The organism is Chryseobacterium sp. KMC2, from assembly GCF_016756935.1.
GTDB classification, from domain to species: Bacteria; Bacteroidota; Bacteroidia; order Flavobacteriales; family Weeksellaceae; genus Chryseobacterium; species Chryseobacterium rhizosphaerae.
Window position 1 is genome coordinate 1 of sequence record NZ_JAESIT010000012.1, and the last position, 25383, is coordinate 25383.

A 25383-nucleotide genomic window follows, 5' to 3' on the forward strand; every position below is an offset into this window, starting at 1 on the left:
ACACTTTTAATAATATAACAACATGTATAAAGCATTTAGCTACTTAATAATAATTTTCGCAATAATATTAGTTCTTTTTTCATTAACAACATTTGTAATAATCCAAATTAATTTACTTAAATCAGATTTTTCATTCACTCCTAAAGGATTAAATTTCTATTTGCAAGATTTTGCAGACTACAATGCGTTATTCGGTGCAACAATAACTTTAATTATCGCATACTTTGGTATTAAAAGGCTTGAAGCAGCTGAAACATCAAACAAGGATAAATTAAAGCTGGATAGATACAATGATTGGAAAATTGTTACGGACATTCGAATTGACGAAGTTCATAATTTAAATGAAAGATTTCGAAGAGAATTTTATAAGGTTAGGTTTAATCTTTTCTCTGATTTATATGAATCTAATCTTTCAATTACAAATATCGATCAACTAAAATATATCTTTAATAAATATTTTAGAAATTATACTAATTTTTTTGAAGAAATGACAGAAAAAAGTTTACGAATGGGTCATATCTATCGTGATGAACAATATACATTTTTCTTTGATAGCTTCTATTACATAGTAATCGGAAGTCTAATTAATGAATATCCTGCCTTACAAACAGATTTAAAAAAATTATATATTGAATCATTAAAAGCTGACAGGATTATAGATTCAAAAATGTTTGATAGTAGTTACAGAAGATATACTGGTGATATTTAGAAATCACTTTAAATTTTCATAAAACATTAGCTTCAAATGGATAATTTAACACCAGAACAGAGAAGAAAAAACATGATAGCAATCAAAGGAACTGCTACCAAGGCAGAAATTCTTCTCGCTAAACAATTGTTTTCCAAAGGATACAGGTATCGCAAAAACAATAAATCTGTCTTTGGAAAACCCGACTTAACTTTCAAAAAAATTAAGCTTGCAATATTTGTTGACGGCGAATTCTGGCACGGTAAAGACTGGGAAACAAGAAAGGAAAATATAAAGTCCAATCGAGAGTATTGGATTCCTAAAATAGAAAAAAACATCAGCAGAGATCAAATTGTAAATGCTGAATTAAAAAAAGAAGGCTGGACAGTTTTGAGATTTTGGGCAAAAGATATTGAGAAAAATACTGAACTGTACTCAGTCCAAATTGAGCAAAAAATAAAAAAACTACAAATCATTAAAATTTAAAATCATGGCAAAAACAGGAGACTCATTTGAAGTTACTTTAAAGAAGACCCATGTCGGCTGGGGAACTTACAGGAAAACAAGGACTAGAGGGCTTGTCTATAACGAAGGATATTTTCCAATTCCTTCAAAGATTGCATTATCACTGCAAATTACAAATCTGCACAATAAGAAGCAGACTAACATTTATAAGTTTAGTACAAGCGATGGTTATTTTAAAGACCAATATCTTAAAGCGTCGGGTAATACAGCAAAAGGAGGTATGTACGCAAAAAACATGCATGGAAATGGCGATTTAAAGCTGTTAGGAGCCTGGTACAAACATGCTGGAATTAAGGCTGGTGATAAATTAAAAATTGAATTTACAGGACCGTTTGAAATTCTTCTAACGAAAATTTAAGGCTGACTATTCAGCCTTTTTTTGTAAATTGCGCTTCACAATTTAAGGAGAATGATGTTAGATACAGATAGTATAAAAATAGCTGAATTAGACAATAAAGATTATGAATTTTCAGTAGCAGGAAACGCCTCTGAAGAAAAAGCTGTGCTTACTCATTATCTTCATAATTACCATAACGGTGTAGCTAAGCATTACGAAAAAAAAGCTCTTAATATAATTGAAAATTTTGTAAACTACAGAAAAAAAAATGCTGAAAAAACTACTGTAAAATCAGCTGTAAAAAAACTGCTTGCAGAAGTTGAAAACGTTCCATTTACTACTCCAAAAAACTATACTTTTAAGTTCATCGACTTATTCGCCGGAATCGGAGGTTTCAGAATTGCAATGCAGAATGTAGGAGGAAGATGTATTTATACCAGCGAGTGGAATAAAGATGCACAGATTACCTATAAAGAAAATTTCGGAGAAATTCCTTTCGGTGACATATCTCAGGAAAATATTAAAAATTATATTCCCGAAAATTTTGATGTTTTATGTGCGGGATTTCCCTGTCAGGCCTTTTCCATTGCAGGCTATCAAAAAGGCTTTTCAGATACGAGAGGAACATTATTTTTTGATATTGAAAAAATTGTTGAAAAGCACAGACCTAAAGTTGTTTTCCTTGAAAATGTAAAGAATCTGGTAGGTCATGATAATGGGAAAACATTTAGAGTTATCTGTGAAATCCTTGAAGAAAAATTAAGGTACAGAGTTTTTGCAAAAGTTTTAAACTCTATGACTCACGGAAATGTGCCACAAAACAGAGAAAGAATTTTCATTGTCGCATTTGATTCTGAACAGGTCACTAATTTCGCTGATTTCAAATTTCCAGAAGAGATTCCGCTTACTCATACAATCCACGACTTTTTGGAGGAAGGGAAACAAGACGAAAAATACTATTATAAAGAAACCCACCAATACTATCCTGAGCTGGAAAAAACAATGACAAAAAAGGATACTGTCTATCAGTGGAGAAGAGTATATGTAAGAGAGAATAAAAGCAACGTCTGCCCTACTCTTACAGCGAATATGGGCGCAGGAGGACATAACGTGCCGTTAATCAAGGATGATTTCGGAATCAGAAAACTGACTCCGAAAGAATGTTTTGCTTTTCAGGGATATCCGATGGATAAATATATTCTTCCTAAAATTGCGGACAGTAAACTTTACATGCAGGCAGGAAATTCTGTGACCACGACTTTAATTGAAAGAATCAGCCATGAAATTATAAAAGTTCTTTAATATGAGTGTCTGGGAGCAGTATGCAACTGACCAGCGGAAAGAATACATACAGTTTCTGCAGGTTTATGGAGCTTTGTCTAATCTTTTCAGACAAAAGCACGGCGATGCTGTACCCCATCTGGATTCTAAATTTCAAGAGACTGTTTTTGCTAAAATATTTGACAGTGTAAACGTAGACATAGGGAATACTCCTCATGATGTTTTATCAGTTTTTGGAAACAAAAGAATTGGGATAGGCTTAAAAACATGGATGGGAAGCAGGCCTTCTTTCCAGAAAGTTATGCAACTGAAAAAGTACAAGAATGAAATTGACCTTTACAAATCAGATGCACACTCTCTAGCTTCTAAGATTTCGGAAATAAAAAACGAAAGAATGTCAAGCGACTACGTAAGACTCGGGCTTACGGAGACAGATAACATTTATCACTATGTTACAAGAGATAAAGGTCTTTTCAGTATACATGAATGTTCTTATCCCCTGATTGATGTTTCAAACATTACTACTATCAGTTCAAATGACAGCGGAATAGTCTGGTCTGACGGCATGAAAGAATATAAATATACATTCGGTGACTCTCAAATATGGCAGAGATTTGATTCGGATAAATATAATACTCTTCTTCTAAACCGCTTCGATATAAAAATTATTGAAGATCCATTTTCATTTCTGTTGCAAGCTTATTTAAAACTTACAGAAACAGCAGAGAAAGATAAGAAAGCGGAGGACATAATTGAAATCTATCTGCCTCTTTACTCTTACAGAACCAAAGAGGTAGAAGAAAAATCAGGCTTGAACGCATGGAACGCAGCTCCTAAAAATAAAGGGTCTAATACTTTAAGGCCTTTAAACGAAATTTACATACCGATACCAATAGATTTTCATCAGAAATTCAGAAACTTTTTCTGCCCAGATATTTTAAAAGTTATAGAAGAAAGAAAAGCCAGCAGAATATTACGGCCAGAAGCCCGTTTTCACTTAGCCCTTCCCGATGGAAGAACTATTCCTGCACTTCTGACTGGTGATAATCTGAAAAACTTTCAATCAGGAAGCTTAACGGAGCGCGACCAGTTTGGAAATATCTATGGACAGTCAGCATTAGGGCAGTGGCTCCTTGTTGATGTCTTAGGCTTAAAAAGCAGAACTCTGGTTACAAAAGACTGGCTTGAAAAAAAGGGTACGGACTCAGTCCGTCTTTGGCGAAAAAAAGAAGACTATTCATTAATACACATTGATTTTGCTCCGGTTGGAGCTTTTGAAGCTTTTATGAAAAGTGAACCTGTACTAGAAAATGACGATGCTGAATAACTTGTTTAATTTACTTTTTAAGCAGTTCAGCCAAATCATCAATACTTTCAAACATTTTCAATTTATCAAATCCGTAGAAGGAACCTTTTATTGTTTCTTTTGAACCAAATCCATATCTCTTAACATCTAAAATATAATTTTTAACAGTTTCGGCTGAAGCAAAACCACACAGCTCAAGTATTTGTTTCTGTGTAGAATAAATAAATATACACGGAAGATTATCAGCAGTGTCAATAAGAGGCAGGTAATCCTCAAACTGAATAATATTTACTGTATTTCCATCAATTTTAATCTCCGGCTTGATTTTATCCGGTGAAATATTTTCAAAATCTATTAAATCTGTTTTCAGATATTTCTGAAGTCCTAGCATCGGCACAGCTTTCTGGAAATAATTATCCAAAAAAGCCTGCCCTTCAAATCTGTCCCGAAGTTCATTTAAATCCCTTACGCTTAAATATCTGATCACTAATTTCTCTAACACTGACAATTCCGTTCTGCTGACAGCAATTTGATGAAAGGTACTTCTGAACGGCAGAACATAGCTGATAAAATTTTTCATAATAAGTACAAAGTAAAGTAAATCTGTTTACAAATGGCTATTATTTTAATATATAATCTGCAGGTAAAGTTTTTATATCACGTTAGACCTGAACATATGCTAACTATAGTATGTTGATTAAAATAGGAACAATCTATAGATTTACGTGTAACAACCAGAAATGAAAGAGAAATCAGAAATATTAGTAAAGTTCGGCAGTACTGTCAGGAATTTAAGAATTCAAAAAGGGCTTTCACAGGAACAGCTGGCTCATCTTTCTGATGTTCATCGTACTTATATCGGAATGATCGAAAGAGCTGAAAAAAACGTTACACTGACAAGCATTCAAAAAATTGCATCTGGACTGGGTGTGAGCATAATAGATTTATTGGAAGATGACAGAAGAACAAATTGAATATCTTACGGAAAATATGAATGCCGTAAACGCACCGAATTTTAATATCACAAATGTCGGTCGCAATGGGACTGCTTTGTTTGGTTCTCAGACTGATTTTAAAAATATAATGAAGCGTTATTTCATAGAAAGGTGTAACAATTCTGAATTTATCCAGGTTTTAGATCGGGAGTTCGCAGCTGTTAACTTTGTAAAAGCAAGAATTACAGATATTGCAAACCGTCATTTCATTTTAAAATCTGATCTCCAAAATTATTATGATGCTAATTTACAAGCTAGTATCAGTAGCCAATTAGATAAACACGGATTTATTGATAATGCAGTAAATTACATTAGGCAAAATATGCAGAATCCCCATCACTATAGATATACAACTACAAGCCTTCGGAAAATTCTGGAAAAGCAGTACGATTTTATTTTTTCAAACGGATTTCCGACAAACATTCAAAATATAAACAGCGGGGTAATGACAGCCAATGCAGGAGACAGTGCTCAGTTTCTATTTTTGGCAAGAGCGATACTTGCAGGTTTTAACTGCTCAAATGTTGATGTTAGATCCAGCAAATATGATGCAGTAATAGATTATAACAATATTCTTTTAAGAATTCAGATCAAAGGAGCATCAGGAAATACAATCAGTTTTAAAGACAGAGACAGAGGAGGACAGGGAATTGATTATCAGCATGAACGAAACCGAGGGCAGAGAATAACGGCGGAACACTGCGATATTTATGCAGCGGTTGATAAGCAGGTCGGCATATGCTACATTATTCCTATGAACTATGTTGAGACTATTTCAGACGATGAAATAACCAGCGTGAGTCTATCTTCTCTGGAGCAGTATAAAGAAAACTGGAATATCATAGCAGAAGTGGCAGGCACTAGAACAATCTAGATATGAAATTGGATCAAACATCAAATTCAAATAAGTATCATGTCAGCAGGCCAAAACCATTTAATGGTTTACCTATTGCCGATGAGGACATCCAGAATGTGCTTGATTTTGCATACAATATGTGCTTTGGACAAGGGCATCATAGAGCAAACAGAACCGGCGGACAGTATGGCAGAAGAGCAGGAGAAAAATTCTGCAATACATTTCAGGGAAAATTAGCTGAAGTTGCATTGTATAACTATTTCAAATCACAAAATCTAAATTTAGAGACGCCAGATTTTCGGATATTAGGAGCAGGACAATGGGATGATTCGGACTTAGAGATCAACGGGATGAAAATTAATGTAAAGTCAGCTGCTTCACAGTCAAATCTTCTGTTGCTTGAAACGCGGGACTGGGATTACAGCGGCAGATACCTCCCAAATGTTCTATTGGATAATGGTTCCACGATTCTTTATGATTACTTCATTTTAGTGAGAATCGATCCAGATATTAAAAAACTTTTTAAGTCTAAAAGATTGCTTTACAGTGATACTATAAATAAGTCTGATATTGAAGAAATAATCTCTGAAAATTCCTGGAGTTATGATATTGCTGGTTATTGTACAAAACAAAATATTATTGAAGCAATTGCTGATGGCTGTGTTCTGCCACAAAACTCAATTCTTAATCATTACACAAAAATAGATGCGGAAAACTATTATGTTCAGAGTGGTGATATGTATCACATCAGCAATTTAATAACAGAATTAAAAATCATTAATATATAAAAATAATAAGCTTATTTCACCAAGTATTTGCGGAAAATCCTAAAAACATTCCTATCATTATAAATATATCCCGCGGAACAGATATCAAAGTCGATACGGTGGGTTAATTTCAGGGAAAAGAAAATGACGAATCATCCTCTCAACGATAGACAATAAAATCACCAATTCACAGATAACCCGAACCGCAGAGAAAAGAGAAGTTAATACTAGCTTTAACAAAAACAGCAATTGTAAGATTTACAAGACTACGGAAAACCGTAATTAGTTCCTTTAAAGTTCATTTAGATTTGTAGATATAAAATTAACTACAATGAAAAAATCGTTACTTTATCTTGTATTACTTCTCTCCGTTATTTCATGTACAAACTATTACACTGTTAGACTTCAGGAAGATACACCTCTTTACTACAGCAGTGACAGCAGTAGATCAGCTACCATTATTCCTAAAGATACGGAAGTTTTCTTGTCTTCAAAAGCTGGTAAGAAAAATTACAGCAAACTTAAATGGGGAAATTATTCCGGGTGGGCTTATAAACCCAGCTACTCAGCTTATAGTGGCTATTCTAAAACCTCATCGTACTCTTCTCCATCAGTAAGATCATCCTCTGGTTACAGTTCTCAATCAAATTCAGGCGGTTCAGTACATGTTAAAGGTTATACGCGAAAAGATGGAACCTATGTTAGACCGCATACAAGGAGTGCACCGAGAAGGAGGTAATTGCAATCAAAATTGATTGTCTAAAAAATACGTTATCCAACTTTTCAGAAACCAACAGTTACGGCTTTCCGTAATGAAAATGATGACCGAAAATTTACTTTTGATCTGGTATTAATCTGTTTTGATATCAAAATAATTATTAATTAATCTTTATTGTACTATGAATACAATCGAAGCAATCAAGCCAGGACCCAAGCCTAAAAAACCAGATGGAGAACCTGACAGAAGAAGAAGGGTAAACCCTCCCAATCAACCAAAGCATCCAAAGCTAAAACCTCACGAACACGAAAAAGGAGATTAGATTTTGATAAAATGTAAAATGTAGAAGCAGCTCATTGGCTGCTTCTTTACATTATTATTTTATTGAAATTAATTCTTATTTCCAAATTCAAATGATGTACTGAAATCATTTTTAAGAATGATGAAAGCATCAAACTTTTTACCGCTTTTGCTTTTCATGTTTTTGATGAGTGAAGTTTTATTTTGAGTGAGTAGTAAAATAAGATCTTTGAGAGTGAGTTGTATTCCGCATATAGTTCTAAAGAAAATCCAATTGCATTGTTCATCGTGACATTTTACGATTTTATCTTTGATCATAAGATGATGATGTTGGCATTTAGGACATTTGAGTTCCGGGATATTTTCCTGGGGAATGTGGATTGATAAAAGTTCATTGGTGATTTCTGCTGTGTAGTGTTGGATGTCATCGATAAATTGATTTCTATTGAGCTCACCTTTTTCAATTTTATCCAATGCTATTTCCCATTCTGTGGTCATTTGGACATTAGCTATTTTTTTGTCTTTGACAAGGTTGTAAACCTGTAGGCCTTTATCTGTAGGATGCAACGTTTTGCTTTTCCTGATGATATAGTTTCTGCTGAGCAGCGTTTCGATAATGGAGGCTCTGGTGGCTGGGGTTCCGATGCCGATATTGGAGAGTGCTTTCTGTTCTTCTTTGTTTTCAATAGATCTACCAGCATTTTCCATCGCTGATAAAAGGTCAGCTTCTGTGAAAAGTTTGGGAGGTTGCGTTACTTTTTCCAATAATTCTGTTTTTGATATTTTCAGCTCATCTCCGATTTTGAATTCCGGAAGTTCAGTAAGGACTTCATTTTTATTATTGGAATTTTCATTGTCAGATAAAATTCTTTTGATGGCTCGCCAGCCTTTGTTGAGTATTTTTGATCCCTTGATCTGGAATTCATAATGATGTACTTTGATGATGATGTGGCTGACTTGTTTGGTGCAGGCATGGGACAAGGATTCTAATAAACGGTAAGCAATCATATCATAAATGGCTTTTTCCGTAGCGCTAAGTGCGGAAGGTGTTTTGGTTGTTATGAGTAAACCGTGATGGTCCGTTACTTTTACATCATTAACGATTCTCTTGTTGAAGTTTCCGAATTTTAAAGTAGATATGGCTGATTTAAATTGATCGTTTGTATTGAGGATTCTGACCAGTTCAGGAATCTCTGTCCATAAATCTTCAGGAATATACTTGCTGCCGGTTCTGGGATAGGTAATGAATTTCTTTTCATACAAGCTTTGGGCAATTTTTAAAACCTCATCTGCAGAAAGGCCCAATTTTCGGTTGCCTTCTTTCTGTAATTCTGTGAGATCGAAAAGTAACGGAGATTGTTCCTTCACTGTTGTAATGGATACATCTTCTACAACAGCTCTCCCCTCCCGCTCTATGGATTTTTGGATTTGTTCTGTCTGCTTTTTTTCTTCCCATTGTAATAGTGAAAGACTGGTGAAGTCTGTATATTCTTTTCTATGGCTCAGCTGAATCTGAAAGTATTTTTGCTTAGTGAAGTTTTGATGCTGAAGAAACCGTTGGCAGATTAAAGCAAGAGTTGGTGTTTGTACTCTGCCTAATGAATAAACATCTTGATTTCCTGCGATGGTTAATGCCTGAGTAGCATTGATTCCTACCAGCCAGTCCGCTTCACTTCTGGCTTTAGCAGCTTCATACAAACCTTCAAAGGTATCGCCTGGCTGAAGATTCTTAAAACCTTCATGTATTGCCTTTTCGGTAAGGGAGCTTATCCAGAGTCTTTCAAAGGGTTTGTTGCATTGTAGGTAGTAATAGATATAGCGGAAGATCAGCTCTCCTTCCCTTCCTGCATCTGTTGCGACAATAATACTGCTGCATTGATTGATGACTTGCTTTATGGTGTTAAGTTGTTTTAAAGCCGAAAGATCAGGCTCATAGCCTTTTATTTTCTTTAGTTTTTTGGGAGTTAGAATAAAAGGATTCGGAAAGATAGGCAAAGAGACTTTGTTAAAGCCTCTTATACCATAATCCTCCGGCATTCCTAATGCGATCAGATGTCCTAATGCCCAGGTGACACAATATCCGTTACCGGATAGATAACCATCTTTCTTTTGATGAGCTCCTAACAATTGTGCGATTTCTCTTGCGACGCTCGGTTTTTCTGCGATGATTGCTTTCATATGATGGATTTAGATAATTATTATAGTTTTTGCCCTCTTGGTTTTCTAACCTTTTTTTGCTGATCCTCCTGCTGTTTATGGGCAGGCTGCTGCTGTTTTGATTCTAAAGGCTCCTTCACATTTTTAGTAGCTTCATTGGTGTTACCCTGGGTGTTAACCGCAGTTTGGGTTTTATGATCTTCCCTAGGTTTTGTCTCCTCTTTAAGTTTATTAGGATTGGTGAATGAAAAGTCGGTTTTGGAAGTTTCTTTGTTGAAAGTAATATAACCTTGATAAGCTTTACCTTTAGCATCGGTAAGGCCATCAACGTACACGGTTTGTCCGGCTTTGAATTTTTCATATTGTGAATCGTCCAGTTCTTTTTCTCTGAATACTCTAGGTACTTCTTTATCCATATGTTGGGTTTGCGGTTGGCTATGATGATATTGTTGACTTTGTTGCGTCACCTGGTTATTGTTGAACAGAAATTCCACATACCGCTTATCTGCATTGAATTGTACGGTGGCATCGAAAAGTTCACCTTTTTTAGAGATCATGCCTTCAAGATACAATGATGCTCCTTCCAATAGGGTTTGTTTCTGATGTTCATCAAGCTGTATTCCTTTGATTTCATCAGGGATTTTCATGTACTCTGCTCTATAGGCAACCAATTCATTGGTTAAACGATCACGGCTGATCACTGATGGAATGATTTCATCTGTTTTAGGATTGACAAGATCTACTACCCTGCCCATATTCCCGGTTTCTCTAAGGTTTTTTTTGTCTTCATCACTGAACTGATGACCTAAGAATTTATTATTGAGAGTGGGCTCTTTTCGGATTCCATGCAGATGAACAGCAACCTGTCCTGTATCTCCTGTTTGAAGGGATAGCCGGACATCCATTTTGCTCACTGCCGTTCCCAGATTAATGGTTATCGGAATTAATGTATTGGTTTTAAAACCTCTGAGTAATGAATCCATAGCATTCATTTTTTCAAGCTTTTCCTGATTAAGTCCGAATTTTTCCATCGTTTTCCAGTCGATCTGTTCAGGCTGAAAACGATATTCCTGATTGTCTGTGTTGTTGTCCATTGTATTTTGATTTTTTGGATTGTTATTATTTTTAGGTAAAACTTCGTAGTCCTTCAGCTTTTCTTTTTCTTCAGAAGATGCCTGATCAACATAGTTCTGAAGATCCTTGGCGGTATTGACAGCATCATATTCTGAAACTTTGAAAAAGTTGAAATGCGTGGGATTTTTAAGCTGCCGATAAAAGTTGGAAAAGAAGTTGGAGAATAGATCGCCGTGTTTATCAACTCTGATCAGCGGGTCACTATCCTCCTTTTCTTGTGGAGGAACTTTTTGAAGGTTTCCTTCTTTATCTACACCTTTGACCATCTCAACCTGATTGGTATGAATGTTCAGGACAAGGAGTGTGTCTGCTGATGGTTTGAGTTCATCGGATTCCTGAGCGTTTATTATTTCTTGTTCCATTTTGTTTTATTTAATGGAACGAAGGTATAGGCTTAATTAAGTGACTGATAAAGATTGGAATGGTGATGAATGATTTGGCTGTGGATGTCTTGTTACTATCAAGAGTTTAAACATTCTCTGATCAATTGATGGACATCCGAAAGCTTATAGTACAGCTTTCCGCTGATGGTATAGTAAGGCAGCTTTTTATCAGTCCGGTACCGTTGTAATGATCGGGAACTTATCTTTAAAAGCTGTAAAACATCCTGGTTATCCAGAAGCTGCTCTCCGTCTACTTCTATAAATCTGGATTGGTTCTTAAGCATTTGCTCTTTCAGTAGGTCAAATCTTTCCATGATTCTCTCCATCCAGGCTATAAATTCTGTTCTTTCGATATTCATAATTGTGATTTTTATGATTATTGGTGATGTAAAATTGATCAACAGAAATGATATAAAATCACTACTTTTTCGTAGTACCGAAAAGATTTATTTTATTAGTAGTAAATCTTTTATCAAAAAAATCGATATTTATAGTAAAATAATAAAGACTATGGGCTTAACTGAACAGCTTTTTGGAAATGGTGCTGAAAGATTTTCAGACTGTGTTGAAATTAAAATAGCAGAACTTAATGAAAAACATAAAGATTTTCTTTCTAAAGAAAAAATAGATCTTTCAACAGCGTATATGATTTCGTTCGGACAGTCTGGAAGCGATAGAGTCGGATTTGGCAGGACACAAGATATCTCCCCTGAGATTGATTCGGAAATTGACAAGATTTTACACGAATGTGCCGAAAAGCATTTGCAAAAATTATAACATACTCTTGAACAGGTTTATTCTTAGGACTTTATTAATCGAAAAGTCAGATTAATTCGCTCTTTCATCGGTAAAGTTGATTTGGCAATCCTATGTTCCCAATGTTCCTGAAGGTCTCCTTTCATAATAAGTAAGGAACCATGAGGCAATGGTAAACTGTATTTGCTTTGATGATGGTCTTTCTTTCTGAAATCAAAGTTTCTGGTTTGTCCAAGGCTGATGGATGCAATGACAGGTCGTTTTCCATATCGGCTTTCCTTATCCCGATGCCATGCTACCGAATCATTGTTATCCCGGTAAAAGTTGAGCAATACACCATTGAATTGATAACCGAACTCTTTTTCTATTCTTGCTTTCAAAGCATACAGTTCGGGAGTCCATTCATTTCTTCTGGTCGTATTATTGTCGGCTGAATCGTAGGATTTTGTATCACCATACCAGGCTGTTAAACGTGGGGTGAGAACCATCTTATCATACATTTTCTGTGTACGCTGTTCCCATGGAGCGGTTTCCAATAATTTGTTTTTAAGCAGGTCTGCTTCTTCCCTGCTCAGGAAATTTTCTCTGTATTCCAAAAGGTCTTTTGGAAACTCATACAACTCTTCTGCATCAAATAAGCTCAATTGGGTCATGATTCATTTATATTAAAATATTTATCTTAGCGGTATCCCTCCTGATGGAATTAGGAAAAGGTTTTGCATTTGTTGCAAGGCGCAGCACATTGTTACCGATACCTCCATTCTTATCACAAACCAGAAAAATTAAAAGTATGTTTTTTAAAGAAGAACTTCTACGCTCTATCGGAGCTGTAGAACAACATTATACTCCGGGAGATTACATATTCCGGGAAGGAGCAAGTCCCAATTCTATTTTCAGATTGTTACACAATACAAAAACCCGAAGGTGCACTGCTTACAATACCTTTGCTTGTTGATGATGACTATTCATTAATCATGGAATTTAGCTCCCGAATGCGTAAATTATTTTAACCTATCTATTAACGAAATTAATATTTCATGTAATTTGGAAGTAATGAAAAAGCTTATGTCGCAATTGAAAGGGTGCTTCCTTCCGAAGTGATTATACAAGGAAATAATTAAAAAATATTCAATCCCAACTTCTAAAATCCTGCAAATCTAGGAAAGGTAGTATCCTACTTCAATAAATATATTTTCGAACCAGAAGTAGAAAGCATAACTGTTCCGGATTTTTCTAGGCGACTGGCTTATTGCTATGCCACCTTTAATCAGTTTTTGATGCAGATCATCGACCGCTTTTAGATCATCTAAAATAAAACCTATATGGAAGTCTTTTGGATATGTGGTATCTTCATTTTTACTGTTCATTAGAACGAGCGTAAAATTTTCTTTATTACTTAATATAGCAATTATGTACTCTCCTTTTATAAGCTCACAAGTGAACTCAAAATATTTCTCAAAAAAAAGAACCGATTTACTAACATCAGTAACGACGAGGTTTAAGTGATTAATTGTCATAATATCAATTTAAAGGTTATATATTATCGAACACTCATTCGATTAAAAAAAATTAACACTTTTCTAATATATGCAGCTGGATTGTTTAACCAGCAGACAGAAGAAGCTCACTACCATGCAAGAATTAAAACAATTTTGTCTACACGTTACTTACATATTTAGGCATCTATTCTGGCTGTATAATCACAAAGTGGACAAATTTAAATTCACTTTTTATATCCGCACGGATATGGCGTATTGCCTCAGTGATTTCTTCTGTATCAAGAATATGAGAGGCATGGAAAGAACTGTATTTTATAATGATGACGATATTAATGTACAATTAACTATTAGCATTTTATGCAAAATAGGCGATGGTCTACTCACAAAGTTTTTTTTTAATTTCATAAAAATCAGGTGGCTGGTATTTAAAAAATTGCTTTCTTCTATCTAAATTCTTCCAATAACCCAATAAGTTGTCCCATCGTCCAAAACGATCACTCCTGAATACGGCTGGCTGATTGAAAGGTCAGACTGTGCATCAATCTGGTTCGATGACTGAACTACAATATTATTACTAGAACCATCTGTTTTCTTAATAATAATTTTTTTCCCTTTTTGGGATGGAGCAGGTAAAGTAAGACTAAGGTCTGCAAAGGAAGCATCAGCTAAAATAATTTCATCTGTTCCGTTAATCGTATAATTTGCTGTGATCTTTTTTACAGAAGACTGTATTTCAATAATATCTCCCTCACTGTTGGTTCCAAGTCTAAATGTATTAACCAAATTCGTAAGTCTCAATCCGGAATTGCCAGGCTGTTCACTTTTCACTTCCAGATTGTTACCCGGCGAAGCTGTATTAATTCCTATACTGGCATAGCTATTCCCACCTGCATTCACATTACTACCGTAAATACTGTTTCCTATATTGAGCTGATTACTTCCCGAGGTATTTTTTAAGTCGATATTGGAGCCAATGACAATATTGTTTGATCCGGAGGATTGGTTCCGGGCAGCACTTTTTCCTATCATAATATTGTTGTCACCCATCATTAGTCTTTGCCCTGAATAAGCACCCAATGTTACATTCTGTCTTCCGGATGACATGTTTCCAAGGGAAAGAAAACCAACTGCTGTATTTTCAAATCCGTCATTTAAATGTCCTGAGGCACCTTTACCAAGGGCCGTATTGTAGTTACCTGTCCTGTTGCTGCCTAAACTTTGATGTCCTACTCCTACGTTCCACTTCCCGGTTCTATTCAACATTAATGCCTGATAACCTATCCCTGTATTTCCTTCACCATCATAATTTGATGTCAAACTATGGCTACCAACCGCGGTATTGTCATGGGCAACCATATTTTCATTTTCTCCTTTAAGACTTTCGAATCCTATTGCTGTATTCCATCGTCCTACAAATCCTGAATTTCCTTTGTAAGATCCTACTCCAAAAGAGGTATTATAAATTCCTACCCCGCTTAATTTTCCTGCGATAACACCTCCTCTTTTGAATATCAGATCCTGATTATCTGTAGTTCCTATAAAGTTGGTACCAGGATTGGTCGCACTGTTCCCATAAGTTCCCCATGTATTTTGGGTATCTGACAACAAGGTCCAGTTATTTCCGCTCCAATAATAATACCCGGGTACAACAGCATTTGTACTGTTACCTGCTACAGCTGTATTATATATTAAAAGTCCGGCTGCCGGATCTTTAATCGTTATACTGTCCCTGATCTCCTTCAGGGCAATTCTGGGAGGTAGAAATCCTTTATTATCTCCTGCAACCTCTAAAGCCGCTGATGAATGAGGCTGGGTGGTATTGATTCCTACCTGACCAAAAATATTTATTGAAGTAAATACAGATAGTATTCCTGTAATTATTATTTTTTGCATTATGATTTTGTTTTAATTTTTTAGTATTTTTTGCTGTCTTTTTGATGCGTTAATTTAATTGCATCAACAATTATTTTCTCCCTCTTTCTAATTGAATGATTCTGTTGTTTAGCAGCTTATTTTGCTCAGTTAATTCCTGTATGGCTTTAATCATGGGAGCAATTAAATCTGTATACCGAACAGAGAGCATTTTATTGGCGCTGCCATCTTCCTGTACGATACCTGCATCTTCATACCCAACTTCTTGAAGCGTTTTTTCCAACTCCTGAGCAATTACACCCCATTCTTTTGTTTTTAATGTGCTATTCTTACGAATGTATTCTACAGGATGAAGCTGATTTATAAAATCCAGTCCTAACGGTATTGTCTGAATGTTTTCCTTAAATCGTCGGTCAGAAGTGGTTGTAAAGGGCACCTGACCTGTTATTTTTGTGATGTCTGCATTTCCTAACTGTATGCTATTGGATTCACTCACAAATGCCATAGTACCAATAGCAATTGTATTTTTAAGATTATCTATTAAAGTGCCTGCTCCATGACCAATTGCTATGTTCTCTGATCCCAAAGAATTTTTTGAAAGTGCATCATATCCAATTGCAACATTAAAACTTCCAGATTTATTTGCTTCCATTGTTAAATAACCGATGGCAGTATTATAGTATCCTGTTACATTAGAAGATAGACTGGACCCTCCAACTGCTGTATTAGAACTTCCTTTTTTATTACTCGATAATGCCCAGCCACCAATCGCAACATTGAAAAAGCCATCCGTATTTTCTTTCAGCGCAGACGATCCGTTAGCAATGTTATATCGTCCGGTAGTGTTTTTAGTTAAAGCAGCAAAACCGATTGCCGTATTATTGTCACCACTGGTATTATTTCTCAGGGCATCTGATCCTACAGCCACATTCTGTTCAGCATCATTTACCAATAAACTATTGGCTCCTACTGCGGTATTATCTGATCCGGTTACCACACCAAGAGAGCTTCCGTGAAGACTATTAGAGCCAATTGCAGTATTACGAATTCCCTGGATTCCGTTGGCAGATCCTTTATAGGAATTCACTCCAAATGAAGTGTTGTAAGTCTGATGATCACTTAATAGTCCTGCATGAATATTTCTTCTTTTAAAAACTACATCCGTATTGTCTGTGGTACGATAAAGTTTATGCCTGCCGTGGTACCGAAATTGCCTGTTACGTTCCATCCTGAAGCAGCATCTGACAACCTTATCCATTGGGATCCGTTATAGTAATATTGCCCGGGAACTACATCATCAGGAACTGTTCCTGATGTAGCGGTATTATAAACAAGCAATCCTGTAGCTGGCGCTGCAATCGTTGTATTATCCGTTGTGGCTGTTAGGGTTACACGTGGAAGGAGAAATCCTTTATGATCTCCCGCAACCTCTAAAGCTGCTGATGGATGAGGCTGGGTGGTATTGATTCCTACCTGACCAAAAATATTTATTGAAGTAAATACAGAAAGTATTCCTGTAATCATTATTTTTTTCATTACATTTTTGTTTAATTATTTACTATTTTTCGCTACCGGAAAAACCTTATATCATTCTACCAATTATTTTATGTTGCACCTATTTTTATAAATGCTGTTCTAAGATTTAAACTTATTTAAACAAGGAAAAGAAGATTTCTCTAAATAAGCAATCCTTCCAACAGACATATGAAACTGTGTATTAATATGTATTGGAAAAACTTTAGTAGATTCTCCAGTTCTTATCAATTGATCATTAATTGACATGGCAAAAATAAAAAGGTCTCTGGTGCTATGAAGAAAAAAAAGTAAAAAGCCTCACTGACAAATCATCAATTTTTTTTTACAATTTTACAAACAACTGATATTCTTAATATTACAAAATAAAAAAATCAGTAACAAATCAATAAATCAACGTAACAATTTACAGTTAAGGCTCATATTTCTTATGATAAAAAATAGTAAAACAAATCTTATTCATCATTTTTTTACCATAGAATTCTCATAAAATAATGTATAAATTTCTTAATCCATATGAGTATCTAAATTTATTCATTGCAACTTTTTTTCGGGTACTTTCGTAAAAGAGTTTACTATCATATCGATCATCTGAGGCAGTAAATTTTAGAAACCTTTAAGAACAGTCAATAACATACAAATTCCAGTTAGAGTAAAAAAAAACGGATTGAGAATTAAATTTCAATCCGTTTCATTTTTTGTTTTATCGTTTGTAATAAGCAACAATACTCGCTTTGGCTAACGTCTGGTTCCAGAGATTAAAACCAACAATTGCGGGATTTTTGTTTTCATCCAATCCTAATTTATCGGTTTTCAGGGCATAAACAGTGATAATGTATTGGTGAAATCCGTGTCCTTCAGGCGGGCAAGGTCCTCCAAACCCTTTAATTCCGTAGTCCGTTATACTCTGGACAGCACCTTTTGGAGCTAAATTCAATTTAACATTCCCTGAATTGGTTACTAGTTCGTTTACATTGGCAGGAATATCAAACATAACCCAATGCCAGAATCCACTTCCTGTTGGTGCGTCAGGATCGTACATTGTGACAGCAAAACTTTTGGTTCCCTCGGGTACATTTTTCCATGATAATTGAGGTGATTGGTTATCTCCCGAGCAACCAAATCCGTTAAACTCTTGTATTTTGGTAGTTTCTCCACCCAAATCTTCACTTAATAACGTAAATGTTTTTTGTCCGAAAAGTGCTGTTGAGAAAATTAAAGACAACACTAAAATCAAATTTGCTTTTTTCATTGTATAATGATTTAAATTTTAAGCAAAATTAGGCTGGATAATACCAAATAAATTGAGAACAATGTTCAAAAACTGTTGATAAAAGCTCAATTTTTATGATGTTGTTTTGGCGTAATACCGTATTTTGATTTATAGGCCTGAATAAAACTAGATAAACTTTCGTAACCCATTTCAAAATAAATTTCAGTTGAAGTTTTTTTCTCTTGCTTCAGCAAATAATGAGCATGTTCCAGCCTTTTGTTCTGAAACCATTTGATAGGTGATTCAGCATAATGTTTTTCAAATTCCCTTTTAAAAGTGGATATGCTCATATTGCACAAAAAAGCCAATTCCTTTAATGTCAGTTTACTCAACTGATTGGTTTCAACAGTGCGGATAAATTTTTGTGTAGTATCGTTACTGTTTTCTATTAGCGAATAAAGAAATTCGGTCCCGTGTATTTCCGTAAGATATAGTATGATCTCTTCAAGCTTCGCTACAAGCATTTTCTTTTGTGTATCTCTTGAAAGTTTGGAAATATCCAACAAACTGCTTACAAATCGTTGCGTAAATTCATCGTAGCCAAACGAGTAAACGGATTTATATTCAGTGGGTTTGATTTGGTTTAGTTCAGTTTTCCGGATGAATTTCAGTAAAGTTTCGTTTGAAAAAAACAGAAGCACACTTCTATAATTCCGGATGTTTGAGAGCCTTTCGGTCATAAGGCAATGCCCGGATTTCATGATGAGGAATTTAGAATTATCTATTGACAGAGCTGAATTGTCAAAAATAACGTCTTTAGTTCCTTCGGTAAGAAAACTGAATGTATTTTGGTTTAATACAATTTGTTGTTTTGCTATTTCCTTTGAACTTTGATAATCAAAAATATGAACGGATTGTGATTGGTCTACATTGAGTTCGTCAGGAAGGGTGATGATCTTCATTTACTTTTTTCTTTGTTTGAATCCACATTTATGGAAAGTATTGCTTACAACATTTGGGGCTATGCATTGCATTGATGGGAAAATCGAAATACAAATATTGTTAATGGCAATTTATCCGTTATTTATATTTTATTTTATCAATTTTACTGTTTTTAAGGTAGTCAAAAGGTCATTTTCAGACTTTATTTCCCATAAATTCTTCATATTCTTCAAAATTAAGAAAAGGTAAGAAATGAAAGTGGTTATTCATTACAGCTTTTTTCAATTTTTTTCCAGATACTTCCATTATAAAGCTTTATATCACCTTCCACGGTATCATAGATCAGCATTCCCTCAACAGGATTTGTAATCTGTGAAGTACCTGCAATTCTTGTTATTACAAATCCTTTCGTTTTGGAGTCCAGAACAATGAAAGCACTGTAATGCTGTGGCCAGCCGTCAGCCTGATTTTCTAATGATGAAATGCCTATCAGAGAGATATCTGCGGGAACTGAAGTATTACCTGGCTTGGTACATTCATTACAGTTAAGTTTTTCGACCACAGTTACTGTAGAAGTTGACCTTATTGGCCGAAAAATTTTAAGCTCTGAATAATAGTAAAAAGGATAGTAAGTACCTGCCTCTACTGCTGACGGATCAGCAACAGGATCTCCTCCATGATGATCGTTGGTATACCAATATAGGTTTGGAGGATTTATATTGACCCCGCCAGAAGTCCAGGGTTCAATAATACCAGGAACTGTAAGGTCAGCTTTTTCTCCCGGACAAACAGTTAGTTGAGGCGTAAGGACAAACGGCTCTCCACCATTATGAAGATTTGTACATGGTGTTGGAGGCATATTATTAGTAGAAATATTCAACCGTGGTGATGCATACTTTCTATAAGTTCCAGAAAGTTGATGATATGCTTTATTTGCATCATGGTATCCCTTGGGACCATAATAATCGATTGCCGGATCATAATAACGGGGAGAAACCGTACCTCCCCCTGAAGCATGTGGATTTGGAACTTCCAATAAATTAGTCCAATAAGAAGGATCTACAACATTAGCATTAATCTGTAAATCCGTATTAACACTACCCACCGAATACCATTTTACCACTGTTCCCGGGGTTACCATACCAGAAGCAGACGGAACTTCTAACAAAGTCAGATCAATTGGCTCACATATTGAAATTCTGTATCCCATACCCCCTGTTACAGCAGGATCATCAAATTCTGCATCAGTATACAGTCTTACCTGTGGGAAAGGAGCAATCTTTTTTATTTCCACGGCCTGCAGGGGCCCATTACAGATATGCCCGTTAAAATTTTGCTCATATCTGGTGTAAAAAGTTTTAGTAGTCGGAGGCAGCCCGGGGCTGGAGGGTCCGGTAAAATTTACGAGCGCAGGATTAGGAACAGGAACTGTACCTGAAGCATCTGAATACCACTTTACAGAAACACTTACCCCAACAGGTAGACGCGAAGTATCTTCCAACGCTATCAGGTTAAACGTTTGACCGAAACCAAAATACCGGGCTTTATTATTAAGATAAACCGGAGTATCCGAAAGTAATATGACGGAAACCGGATCTGAAGGCAGACTGTAACAGCTGGTCGTCGTATGGTAATAAAAGGCATAATAAGTACCTGTCTGAGTAATATTTCCACCATTTACCATACTCCCGGAAGCATTAGGATTATCATACCATCTTACCTCAGCTCCTTGAGGAATATCTCCTGAAATAACTTTAGTATTAATGCTTGTATTGAGCCCGGGACAATGTGAAAATTCATTGCTCATAGAAAGATTTAACGTGGGAACCACTTCGTTACACTGCTGCGCCTTCATGGCGGTAAAAGGTAACATGATAATCAGCATTACCATTGCCAGTAATTTCTTTTCAATTTTTTTCATACTATTATTTATTTGCTATTTCCAGTAATGCCATTGATTACCATCAAATACTGCCAGGGTTTTGCTTACTGTATCATAACATAGAGTCCCGATAACAGGATTGGGAATATTCAGATGGGGATTGGCAACTTTAGGCAGGATAAGTGCTTTATTTTCAGACTCCAGGACCAATACTCCTTTCGCAGGAGAATCAGGAGCCCCAATGATGACTCCCCGACCGGTTTCAGCAGATGGATTTATCATACGTCTATCTGAATTTCCAGGGACATCTGTTAAAGAAATCCAGTTTCCATTACTAAATACCTTTACCTTCAGATCACTGTTGTCAACCACGAAAGTTCCGGGAGATGGGCTAGCAGGAAGATCAGGTAATAAAGGCAGTACAATTCCTTTTGGAGAATCGCCAAAATCCAGTATCCCGTCTCCATCCACCGATGTCTTTCCAATACCAATCTGCCCATTGCAAGGCATAAAAACAAACAAACTCAGAGGCAGGAATATTCCTGCAAAATGAGCACTTAACATTTTGCTGATCATAATTTTACTTTTCAAATAATAATAAAAACCAGTAATAAGGATATACTTCTTATTCATCAAAAACGATCAGGAGTTATATCTCTGCACAATTGCGCATCTACCAGAATAAATAGTCTAGTTACCAGATTTTATGACGGCAAAAGTACCCGTCTAGATATCGAAGGATGAAAAAAACGTAAAAAGTACAACTGACAAATCAGCAATTGTAATTTATATTTTTTACAACACATTGGTTTAATATAAATTAAATCTTTACAGGACTTACTATAGTTATTAAGAAGAAAGAGCAAATCAGCAAAGTCTTAAGTATAATATTCATAGTTTTTATATTCATTTCTTTCCTGAGCAATTTTTTTGCCCTCCAATAGGATCGGGGGGTGTTGAACCCGGCCATTAGGGCAAGATCAGCCTGATTTTTATCTTTATGTTTATGGCATTGCTGAAGAGACTCCATTTCTTTCAGGCGCCAGAGGTTGTTGTATTGTGAGAAATTGACTCCAAATGTTTTGTTAATAAATCCGGACATATAGGTCCTGTTGATCTTAAAATGGTCAGCCACATCATTAATTTTAAGTGTCGAATTCAGATACGGCTTATTTTTTCTATAATAAGATTCCAGTTCTTCCCCGCTGATAATAGTTTTCACCTTTCCTCCAGATGTATCTTCAGAACGAGCTGATAAAGAGATCACCTGTCCCCGGGTGATCATGATGGTCTGATTATGATAGAAAGACAATATGGTATAGTTCCTCATTAGTACATTGTATACAATAATTAAATGCTGCAGACATATCAACAGTGCCAGAAGAAAGAATGCTTCATCCCGCTTCATACGATTGAAAGCGAATACAATAATAAACAGGATTTTCAGACCAGTGATCCATTTCAGCCATCGCATATTCTTCCATTTCTCAGTACCATAATCCGTTACTATTCTTTTTTTATACCGAATAATTCTACTACATTCCAGAACCGTATAACACAGTATAAAAAAAATAGTTGAAAAGAAAATATAAGGTGCATAAACGGCTGAAATAACATTATTTTGCAAATGCTGAACACCAGTGAAGATAACCATAAAAGCAGTTGAAACCGCAAGTAGACCCAGGGGTATAATGTAATGCAATTTTGCATAAGGCTCATTCGCCTTCTGCAAAGGAGTAAGCAGATATATAAAATGATAAAACACCACTTGCATTACATGTAATACAAAACAGATCAACGGAATAAAGTATATTAAAACTGAATTATATACAGGGTACATCTGAACAACCAACCAGTAAATAACCATACAAGCAAAGTACATTCCCAACAGTTTTTTTGCTTGCTGTTCTGCTTTAGTAAGCTGCTGCACATAGGCAACAACAAACAGTATTCCGCAGGTAAGAGATGATACCATAGGAAGAGAAAGATAAATATATTCAAGCAGTTCCATTTCTAATTACATTATCATCATTAAACTTCATTGTATTTGATCCTGTTTAAATTATTATCGTAAATTTTATGCGAACTGATAATAATGATCTTCTATAAATTTCAGGTGATGAATCTGATGCCCTATTATATTAAATCCCATAGCGTCAGCAGATATACGGTGCTTCCAATTGATTCCGGACTTTTGAAAGTCTATATCATCAAAGGTTTTATATAACTCAATTGTAGAAAATCTTACAGATTTCAACTCGTTCAGAATCCGGGAAACGTCTCTGGTATTGGCCCTGGAATGTCTGGCCATGGCTATTTCATCAAAAGAAATAATGTAGTTCTCCTCCCCTCTTACAAATCTTAGTGTACCGGAAACTAATAGTCTTTCTACATCTGCTATATGTTGAAGGATTTCAGGTATAGTCCATTTGTCAGGCAGGTAAGTTTTTAATCCTATTTTCTTCAGTACATCAACATTCAGCATATCTATCTGATGAATGCTATCATCAAATGCATCAAATAGATCAATATCCTCAACTAAATTGATATATCTGTCAAAATAATCAGGAGTAGCGACAAGCTCTGTTCTTTTCATTCAAGTATTTTTGAAAGGGTTTAAAAATAAGATAGATTACTGTAATACTTCCAGCACAGACAGGTTTAACGTTGACTTTGCCATCTCTCCATTCAATTGAACATCAGACGAACTGACAGGCCTTCCAAATGCAATTTTTCCAGCAACATGAACATTATTACTGGTTATCTCCCTTGCCCTACAGGCTACCTTCACATTATAAACACCGGTAGGCAAATTACTTAACATAGCATTTATCGTAAAAATTTTATACGCTTTGTCAGGTCCCTGAAGCAAATCAACCCGTACCCCTTTAAGTTTTTGGTTAACAAATACGCCACAGGCAAAACTGCTGTTTCCTGCCGGATATCCTACCAGGTTCATTTGTACAGCTGTCTGAAAATTAGTGTAGACCCGGTTTTCTGGATTAGAAATATTAAAATTCATTTCCAGTCCCGGAATCTGGCTCCAGTTGCTACTAAGAGGAATATCTTTAGTATAAGTTCCAAATCCTGTTTTTTCTATGTAAAGACCATTCTCGTCAGATTTCTGATTAACATAGGTAAGATTCAACATTCCTCTGTATCCGGCTGGAATCATGAGTTTTGTCCACTCTGGTTTTTGATGCTCCCCATTAGATGTAATAAGGCTGTTGACGTCCCCAATAACAGGTATTCCGGCAGGAGCAAGATATAATTTATTTTTGACATTTGTATCCCCATTTATATCCATAGTTGTTAAAGGAGATCTTGTATTGATACCGAATTGGGCTGAAAAAGCAATAGGACATAAAATTAAAGACAGGAAAATGTGTTTTTTCATAATATAAGACTTAAGGGGTTACTATTTCAAATTCTTCCGGTATTTCAAATACTTCAACTTTCAATGTTGATCTGGCCATAAAATCATTAAGATTGATGTTATCTACAGTTCTTCCAATGGCAAGATCATAAAAGCCTGCATTATTAAAGTCCCTAGAACGCGAACACAAAACATCTACAACATGATTACCCTTTGCAAGGCCTTCGGTAACAATAAGCATTGTAACAGTTGTAAAAGGAAATGTTAATTTTACCTGTCTTACCGTTGCAGTCCTTATTCCTTTAAGCTTCTTATCCACAAATATACCGCATGCAAAATCAGTTGCAGGAAATACCCCATCTTCATCAGCACGGAGATGGGCCACTGTTTCGAAGGTAAAATAAGCTTTGTTCTGAGTACTGCTTACTTTGAATACTTTTCCGCTTAACCCGGCGATAGATTTCCAGTACCCTGCCGGCAAATTGGTCATAAGATAATCTTCAGGCAATAAAGATGATGTCTTCTGCCAAAGTAAAACTCCTGTTTCATCTTCAAAAACGTTATTGTAGATCAGGTAATAATTAAAATCTTTTACTTCGGGAATGTTGGGTGTTTTCCATACGGGTGGATGATGATCACCCTGTGAGGTAAACACCTGTTTCGGAACTCCCGGATTTCCTTTTACAGCATCTGTTCCTCCCACATATATCTTATCCCTGATTACCATATCTCCATTTACATCCAACATTGATTTCGGTTTATTGGTATTAATACCCACCTGCCCCGAAAGAGAAGATGAAAGACCTAACTGTACAAGTAAAAAGACCGAAAAAGTACTTACATTCATTATATTCATCATAGTT

The 25383-nt window shown here is 35.6% G+C and carries 29 protein-coding genes; 12 read left to right on the top strand and 17 right to left on the bottom strand.

What is annotated here, in order from left to right:
- The first annotated feature begins 22 nt into the window (after window positions 1–22).
- Genes JML65_RS14745 through JML65_RS14765 form a run of 5 tightly spaced genes read left to right on the top strand, consistent with a single transcriptional unit; the run spans window position 23 to window position 4158 of the window.
- A complete protein-coding gene (locus tag JML65_RS14745) occupies window positions 23–709 on the top strand; it encodes a hypothetical protein (protein WP_202271265.1) in 687 nt (228 codons plus the stop codon).
- A 36-nt stretch (window positions 710–745) separates the two neighbouring features.
- Window positions 746–1174 (top strand): very short patch repair endonuclease, encoded by a 429-nt coding sequence (locus tag JML65_RS14750; RefSeq protein ID WP_202271266.1) that lies wholly within the window; start codon window positions 746–748, stop codon window positions 1172–1174.
- A gap of 4 nt (window positions 1175–1178) precedes the next feature.
- A complete protein-coding gene (locus JML65_RS14755; RefSeq protein ID WP_202271267.1) occupies window positions 1179–1571 on the top strand; it encodes a hypothetical protein in 393 nt (130 codons plus the stop codon).
- Between the two features lie 51 nt (window positions 1572–1622).
- Window positions 1623–2852, top strand: coding sequence for a DNA (cytosine-5-)-methyltransferase (gene dcm / locus JML65_RS14760; protein WP_237390893.1), 1230 nt, complete (start codon window positions 1623–1625; stop codon window positions 2850–2852).
- Window position 2853: 1 nt separating this feature from the next.
- Entirely contained in the window at window positions 2854–4158 is a 1305-nt protein-coding gene (locus JML65_RS14765) for a restriction endonuclease PLD domain-containing protein (RefSeq protein WP_202271268.1), read from the top strand.
- Between the two features lie 10 nt (window positions 4159–4168).
- On the opposite strand, the gene JML65_RS14770 is transcribed toward JML65_RS14765, so the two are convergent.
- Entirely contained in the window at window positions 4169–4717 is a 549-nt protein-coding gene (locus tag JML65_RS14770) for a hypothetical protein (RefSeq protein WP_202271269.1), read from the bottom strand.
- Window positions 4718–4877: 160 nt separating this feature from the next.
- Here JML65_RS14770 and JML65_RS14775 point away from each other — a divergent pair, with 160 nt between their 5' ends.
- The 5 genes from JML65_RS14775 (at window position 4878) to JML65_RS14795 (ending at window position 7795) form a co-directional block, all read left to right on the top strand.
- A complete protein-coding gene (locus JML65_RS14775) occupies window positions 4878–5111 on the top strand; it encodes a helix-turn-helix domain-containing protein (protein WP_202271270.1) in 234 nt (77 codons plus the stop codon).
- The gene (locus JML65_RS14780) at window positions 5092–6006 is read left to right on the top strand and encodes a hypothetical protein (RefSeq protein WP_202271271.1); all 915 of its coding nucleotides are present in this window, start codon (window positions 5092–5094) and stop codon (window positions 6004–6006) included. Before JML65_RS14775 ends, JML65_RS14780 begins: the two co-directional genes overlap by 20 nt.
- Window positions 6007–6008: 2 nt before the next feature.
- Window positions 6009–6776, top strand: a complete 768-nt coding sequence (locus JML65_RS14785) for a hypothetical protein (protein ID WP_202271272.1) — start codon at window positions 6009–6011, stop codon at window positions 6774–6776.
- Between the two features lie 310 nt (window positions 6777–7086).
- Complete coding sequence (locus JML65_RS14790) at window positions 7087–7494, top strand: hypothetical protein (RefSeq protein WP_202271273.1); 408 nt, start codon at window positions 7087–7089, stop codon at window positions 7492–7494.
- A gap of 160 nt (window positions 7495–7654) precedes the next feature.
- Complete coding sequence (locus tag JML65_RS14795) at window positions 7655–7795, top strand: hypothetical protein (RefSeq protein ID WP_165690254.1); 141 nt, start codon at window positions 7655–7657, stop codon at window positions 7793–7795.
- 68 nt (window positions 7796–7863) lie between these two features.
- Here the strand turns inward: JML65_RS14795 and JML65_RS14800 are convergent, their stop codons facing one another.
- The 3 genes from JML65_RS14800 to JML65_RS14810 form a co-directional block, all read right to left on the bottom strand.
- Window positions 7864–9951, bottom strand: a complete 2088-nt coding sequence (locus tag JML65_RS14800) for a type IA DNA topoisomerase (protein WP_202271274.1) — start codon at window positions 9949–9951, stop codon at window positions 7864–7866.
- 20 nt (window positions 9952–9971) lie between these two features.
- Complete coding sequence (locus JML65_RS14805) at window positions 9972–11426, bottom strand: DUF3945 domain-containing protein (RefSeq protein WP_202271275.1); 1455 nt, start codon at window positions 11424–11426, stop codon at window positions 9972–9974.
- Window positions 11427–11524: 98 nt separating this feature from the next.
- Window positions 11525–11806, bottom strand: a complete 282-nt coding sequence (locus JML65_RS14810) for a helix-turn-helix domain-containing protein (RefSeq protein WP_002980966.1) — start codon at window positions 11804–11806, stop codon at window positions 11525–11527.
- 13 nt (window positions 11807–11819) lie between these two features.
- Between JML65_RS14810 and JML65_RS14815 the strand changes: the two genes are divergently transcribed.
- The gene (locus tag JML65_RS14815) at window positions 11820–12224 is read left to right on the top strand and encodes a hypothetical protein (RefSeq protein WP_202271276.1); all 405 of its coding nucleotides are present in this window, start codon (window positions 11820–11822) and stop codon (window positions 12222–12224) included.
- 23 nt (window positions 12225–12247) lie between these two features.
- Here JML65_RS14815 and JML65_RS14820 read toward each other — a convergent pair whose 3' ends face one another.
- On the bottom strand, window positions 12248–12856 hold the full coding sequence (locus JML65_RS14820) for an alpha-ketoglutarate-dependent dioxygenase AlkB family protein (RefSeq protein WP_202271277.1): 609 nt from the start codon (window positions 12854–12856) through the stop codon (window positions 12248–12250).
- A gap of 137 nt (window positions 12857–12993) precedes the next feature.
- Here JML65_RS14820 and JML65_RS14825 point away from each other — a divergent pair, with 137 nt between their 5' ends.
- The gene (locus JML65_RS14825; RefSeq protein WP_202271278.1) at window positions 12994–13158 is read left to right on the top strand and encodes a hypothetical protein; all 165 of its coding nucleotides are present in this window, start codon (window positions 12994–12996) and stop codon (window positions 13156–13158) included.
- Between the two features lie 202 nt (window positions 13159–13360).
- Here JML65_RS14825 and JML65_RS14830 read toward each other — a convergent pair whose 3' ends face one another.
- The 12 genes from JML65_RS14830 to JML65_RS14885 form a co-directional block, all read right to left on the bottom strand.
- Entirely contained in the window at window positions 13361–13720 is a 360-nt protein-coding gene (locus JML65_RS14830; RefSeq protein ID WP_202271279.1) for a VOC family protein, read from the bottom strand.
- A 429-nt stretch (window positions 13721–14149) separates the two neighbouring features.
- Window positions 14150–15595, bottom strand: a complete 1446-nt coding sequence (locus JML65_RS14835; protein WP_202271280.1) for a hypothetical protein — start codon at window positions 15593–15595, stop codon at window positions 14150–14152.
- 70 nt (window positions 15596–15665) lie between these two features.
- A complete protein-coding gene (locus JML65_RS14840) occupies window positions 15666–16802 on the bottom strand; it encodes a tail fiber domain-containing protein (RefSeq protein WP_202271281.1) in 1137 nt (378 codons plus the stop codon).
- Window positions 16730–17110, bottom strand: a complete 381-nt coding sequence (locus tag JML65_RS14845; RefSeq protein ID WP_202271282.1) for a hypothetical protein — start codon at window positions 17108–17110, stop codon at window positions 16730–16732. Before JML65_RS14845 ends, JML65_RS14840 begins: the two co-directional genes overlap by 73 nt.
- Window positions 17111–17810: 700 nt before the next feature.
- Entirely contained in the window at window positions 17811–18359 is a 549-nt protein-coding gene (locus tag JML65_RS14850; RefSeq protein WP_202271283.1) for a YbhB/YbcL family Raf kinase inhibitor-like protein, read from the bottom strand.
- 86 nt (window positions 18360–18445) lie between these two features.
- On the bottom strand, window positions 18446–19282 hold the full coding sequence (locus tag JML65_RS14855) for a helix-turn-helix domain-containing protein (RefSeq protein WP_202271284.1): 837 nt from the start codon (window positions 19280–19282) through the stop codon (window positions 18446–18448).
- A gap of 242 nt (window positions 19283–19524) precedes the next feature.
- The gene (locus JML65_RS14860) at window positions 19525–21183 is read right to left on the bottom strand and encodes a hypothetical protein (RefSeq protein WP_202271285.1); all 1659 of its coding nucleotides are present in this window, start codon (window positions 21181–21183) and stop codon (window positions 19525–19527) included.
- Between the two features lie 15 nt (window positions 21184–21198).
- On the bottom strand, window positions 21199–21720 hold the full coding sequence (locus tag JML65_RS14865) for a hypothetical protein (RefSeq protein ID WP_237390894.1): 522 nt from the start codon (window positions 21718–21720) through the stop codon (window positions 21199–21201).
- Window positions 21721–21964: 244 nt separating this feature from the next.
- A complete protein-coding gene (locus JML65_RS14870) occupies window positions 21965–23155 on the bottom strand; it encodes a helix-turn-helix transcriptional regulator (protein WP_202271286.1) in 1191 nt (396 codons plus the stop codon).
- Window positions 23156–23221: 66 nt separating this feature from the next.
- On the bottom strand, window positions 23222–23740 hold the full coding sequence (locus JML65_RS14875; protein WP_202271287.1) for a DinB family protein: 519 nt from the start codon (window positions 23738–23740) through the stop codon (window positions 23222–23224).
- A gap of 36 nt (window positions 23741–23776) precedes the next feature.
- On the bottom strand, window positions 23777–24541 hold the full coding sequence (locus JML65_RS14880; protein WP_202271288.1) for a hypothetical protein: 765 nt from the start codon (window positions 24539–24541) through the stop codon (window positions 23777–23779).
- Window positions 24542–24551: 10 nt separating this feature from the next.
- Window positions 24552–25379: a hypothetical protein gene (locus JML65_RS14885; protein WP_202271289.1), complete on the bottom strand. Its 828-nt coding sequence runs from the start codon at window positions 25377–25379 to the stop codon at window positions 24552–24554.
- Window positions 25380–25383: the final 4 nt, after the last annotated feature.

Coding starts and splice junctions, on each gene's coding strand:
- JML65_RS14745 (WP_202271265.1), top strand. CDS start 23: ATGTATAAAGCATTTAGCTACTTAATAATAATTTTCGCAATAATATTA.
- JML65_RS14750 (WP_202271266.1), top strand. CDS start 746: ATGGATAATTTAACACCAGAACAGAGAAGAAAAAACATGATAGCAATC.
- JML65_RS14755 (WP_202271267.1), top strand. CDS start 1,179: ATGGCAAAAACAGGAGACTCATTTGAAGTTACTTTAAAGAAGACCCAT.
- dcm (WP_237390893.1), top strand. CDS start 1,623: ATGATGTTAGATACAGATAGTATAAAAATAGCTGAATTAGACAATAAA.
- JML65_RS14765 (WP_202271268.1), top strand. CDS start 2,854: ATGAGTGTCTGGGAGCAGTATGCAACTGACCAGCGGAAAGAATACATA.
- JML65_RS14770 (WP_202271269.1), bottom strand. CDS start 4,717: ATGAAAAATTTTATCAGCTATGTTCTGCCGTTCAGAAGTACCTTTCAT.
- JML65_RS14775 (WP_202271270.1), top strand. CDS start 4,878: ATGAAAGAGAAATCAGAAATATTAGTAAAGTTCGGCAGTACTGTCAGG.
- JML65_RS14780 (WP_202271271.1), top strand. CDS start 5,092: ATGACAGAAGAACAAATTGAATATCTTACGGAAAATATGAATGCCGTA.
- JML65_RS14785 (WP_202271272.1), top strand. CDS start 6,009: ATGAAATTGGATCAAACATCAAATTCAAATAAGTATCATGTCAGCAGG.
- JML65_RS14790 (WP_202271273.1), top strand. CDS start 7,087: ATGAAAAAATCGTTACTTTATCTTGTATTACTTCTCTCCGTTATTTCA.
- JML65_RS14795 (WP_165690254.1), top strand. CDS start 7,655: ATGAATACAATCGAAGCAATCAAGCCAGGACCCAAGCCTAAAAAACCA.
- JML65_RS14800 (WP_202271274.1), bottom strand. CDS start 9,951: ATGAAAGCAATCATCGCAGAAAAACCGAGCGTCGCAAGAGAAATCGCA.
- JML65_RS14805 (WP_202271275.1), bottom strand. CDS start 11,426: ATGGAACAAGAAATAATAAACGCTCAGGAATCCGATGAACTCAAACCA.
- JML65_RS14810 (WP_002980966.1), bottom strand. CDS start 11,806: ATGAATATCGAAAGAACAGAATTTATAGCCTGGATGGAGAGAATCATG.
- JML65_RS14815 (WP_202271276.1), top strand. CDS start 11,820: ATGATTATTGGTGATGTAAAATTGATCAACAGAAATGATATAAAATCA.
- JML65_RS14820 (WP_202271277.1), bottom strand. CDS start 12,856: ATGACCCAATTGAGCTTATTTGATGCAGAAGAGTTGTATGAGTTTCCA.
- JML65_RS14825 (WP_202271278.1), top strand. CDS start 12,994: ATGTTTTTTAAAGAAGAACTTCTACGCTCTATCGGAGCTGTAGAACAA.
- JML65_RS14830 (WP_202271279.1), bottom strand. CDS start 13,720: ATGACAATTAATCACTTAAACCTCGTCGTTACTGATGTTAGTAAATCG.
- JML65_RS14835 (WP_202271280.1), bottom strand. CDS start 15,595: ATGCAAAAAATAATAATTACAGGAATACTATCTGTATTTACTTCAATA.
- JML65_RS14840 (WP_202271281.1), bottom strand. CDS start 16,802: ATGGAACGTAACAGGCAATTTCGGTACCACGGCAGGCATAAACTTTAT.
- JML65_RS14845 (WP_202271282.1), bottom strand. CDS start 17,110: ATGAAAAAAATAATGATTACAGGAATACTTTCTGTATTTACTTCAATA.
- JML65_RS14850 (WP_202271283.1), bottom strand. CDS start 18,359: ATGAAAAAAGCAAATTTGATTTTAGTGTTGTCTTTAATTTTCTCAACA.
- JML65_RS14855 (WP_202271284.1), bottom strand. CDS start 19,282: ATGAAGATCATCACCCTTCCTGACGAACTCAATGTAGACCAATCACAA.
- JML65_RS14860 (WP_202271285.1), bottom strand. CDS start 21,183: ATGAAAAAAATTGAAAAGAAATTACTGGCAATGGTAATGCTGATTATC.
- JML65_RS14865 (WP_237390894.1), bottom strand. CDS start 21,720: ATGATCAGCAAAATGTTAAGTGCTCATTTTGCAGGAATATTCCTGCCT.
- JML65_RS14870 (WP_202271286.1), bottom strand. CDS start 23,155: ATGGAACTGCTTGAATATATTTATCTTTCTCTTCCTATGGTATCATCT.
- JML65_RS14875 (WP_202271287.1), bottom strand. CDS start 23,740: ATGAAAAGAACAGAGCTTGTCGCTACTCCTGATTATTTTGACAGATAT.
- JML65_RS14880 (WP_202271288.1), bottom strand. CDS start 24,541: ATGAAAAAACACATTTTCCTGTCTTTAATTTTATGTCCTATTGCTTTT.
- JML65_RS14885 (WP_202271289.1), bottom strand. CDS start 25,379: ATGATGAATATAATGAATGTAAGTACTTTTTCGGTCTTTTTACTTGTA.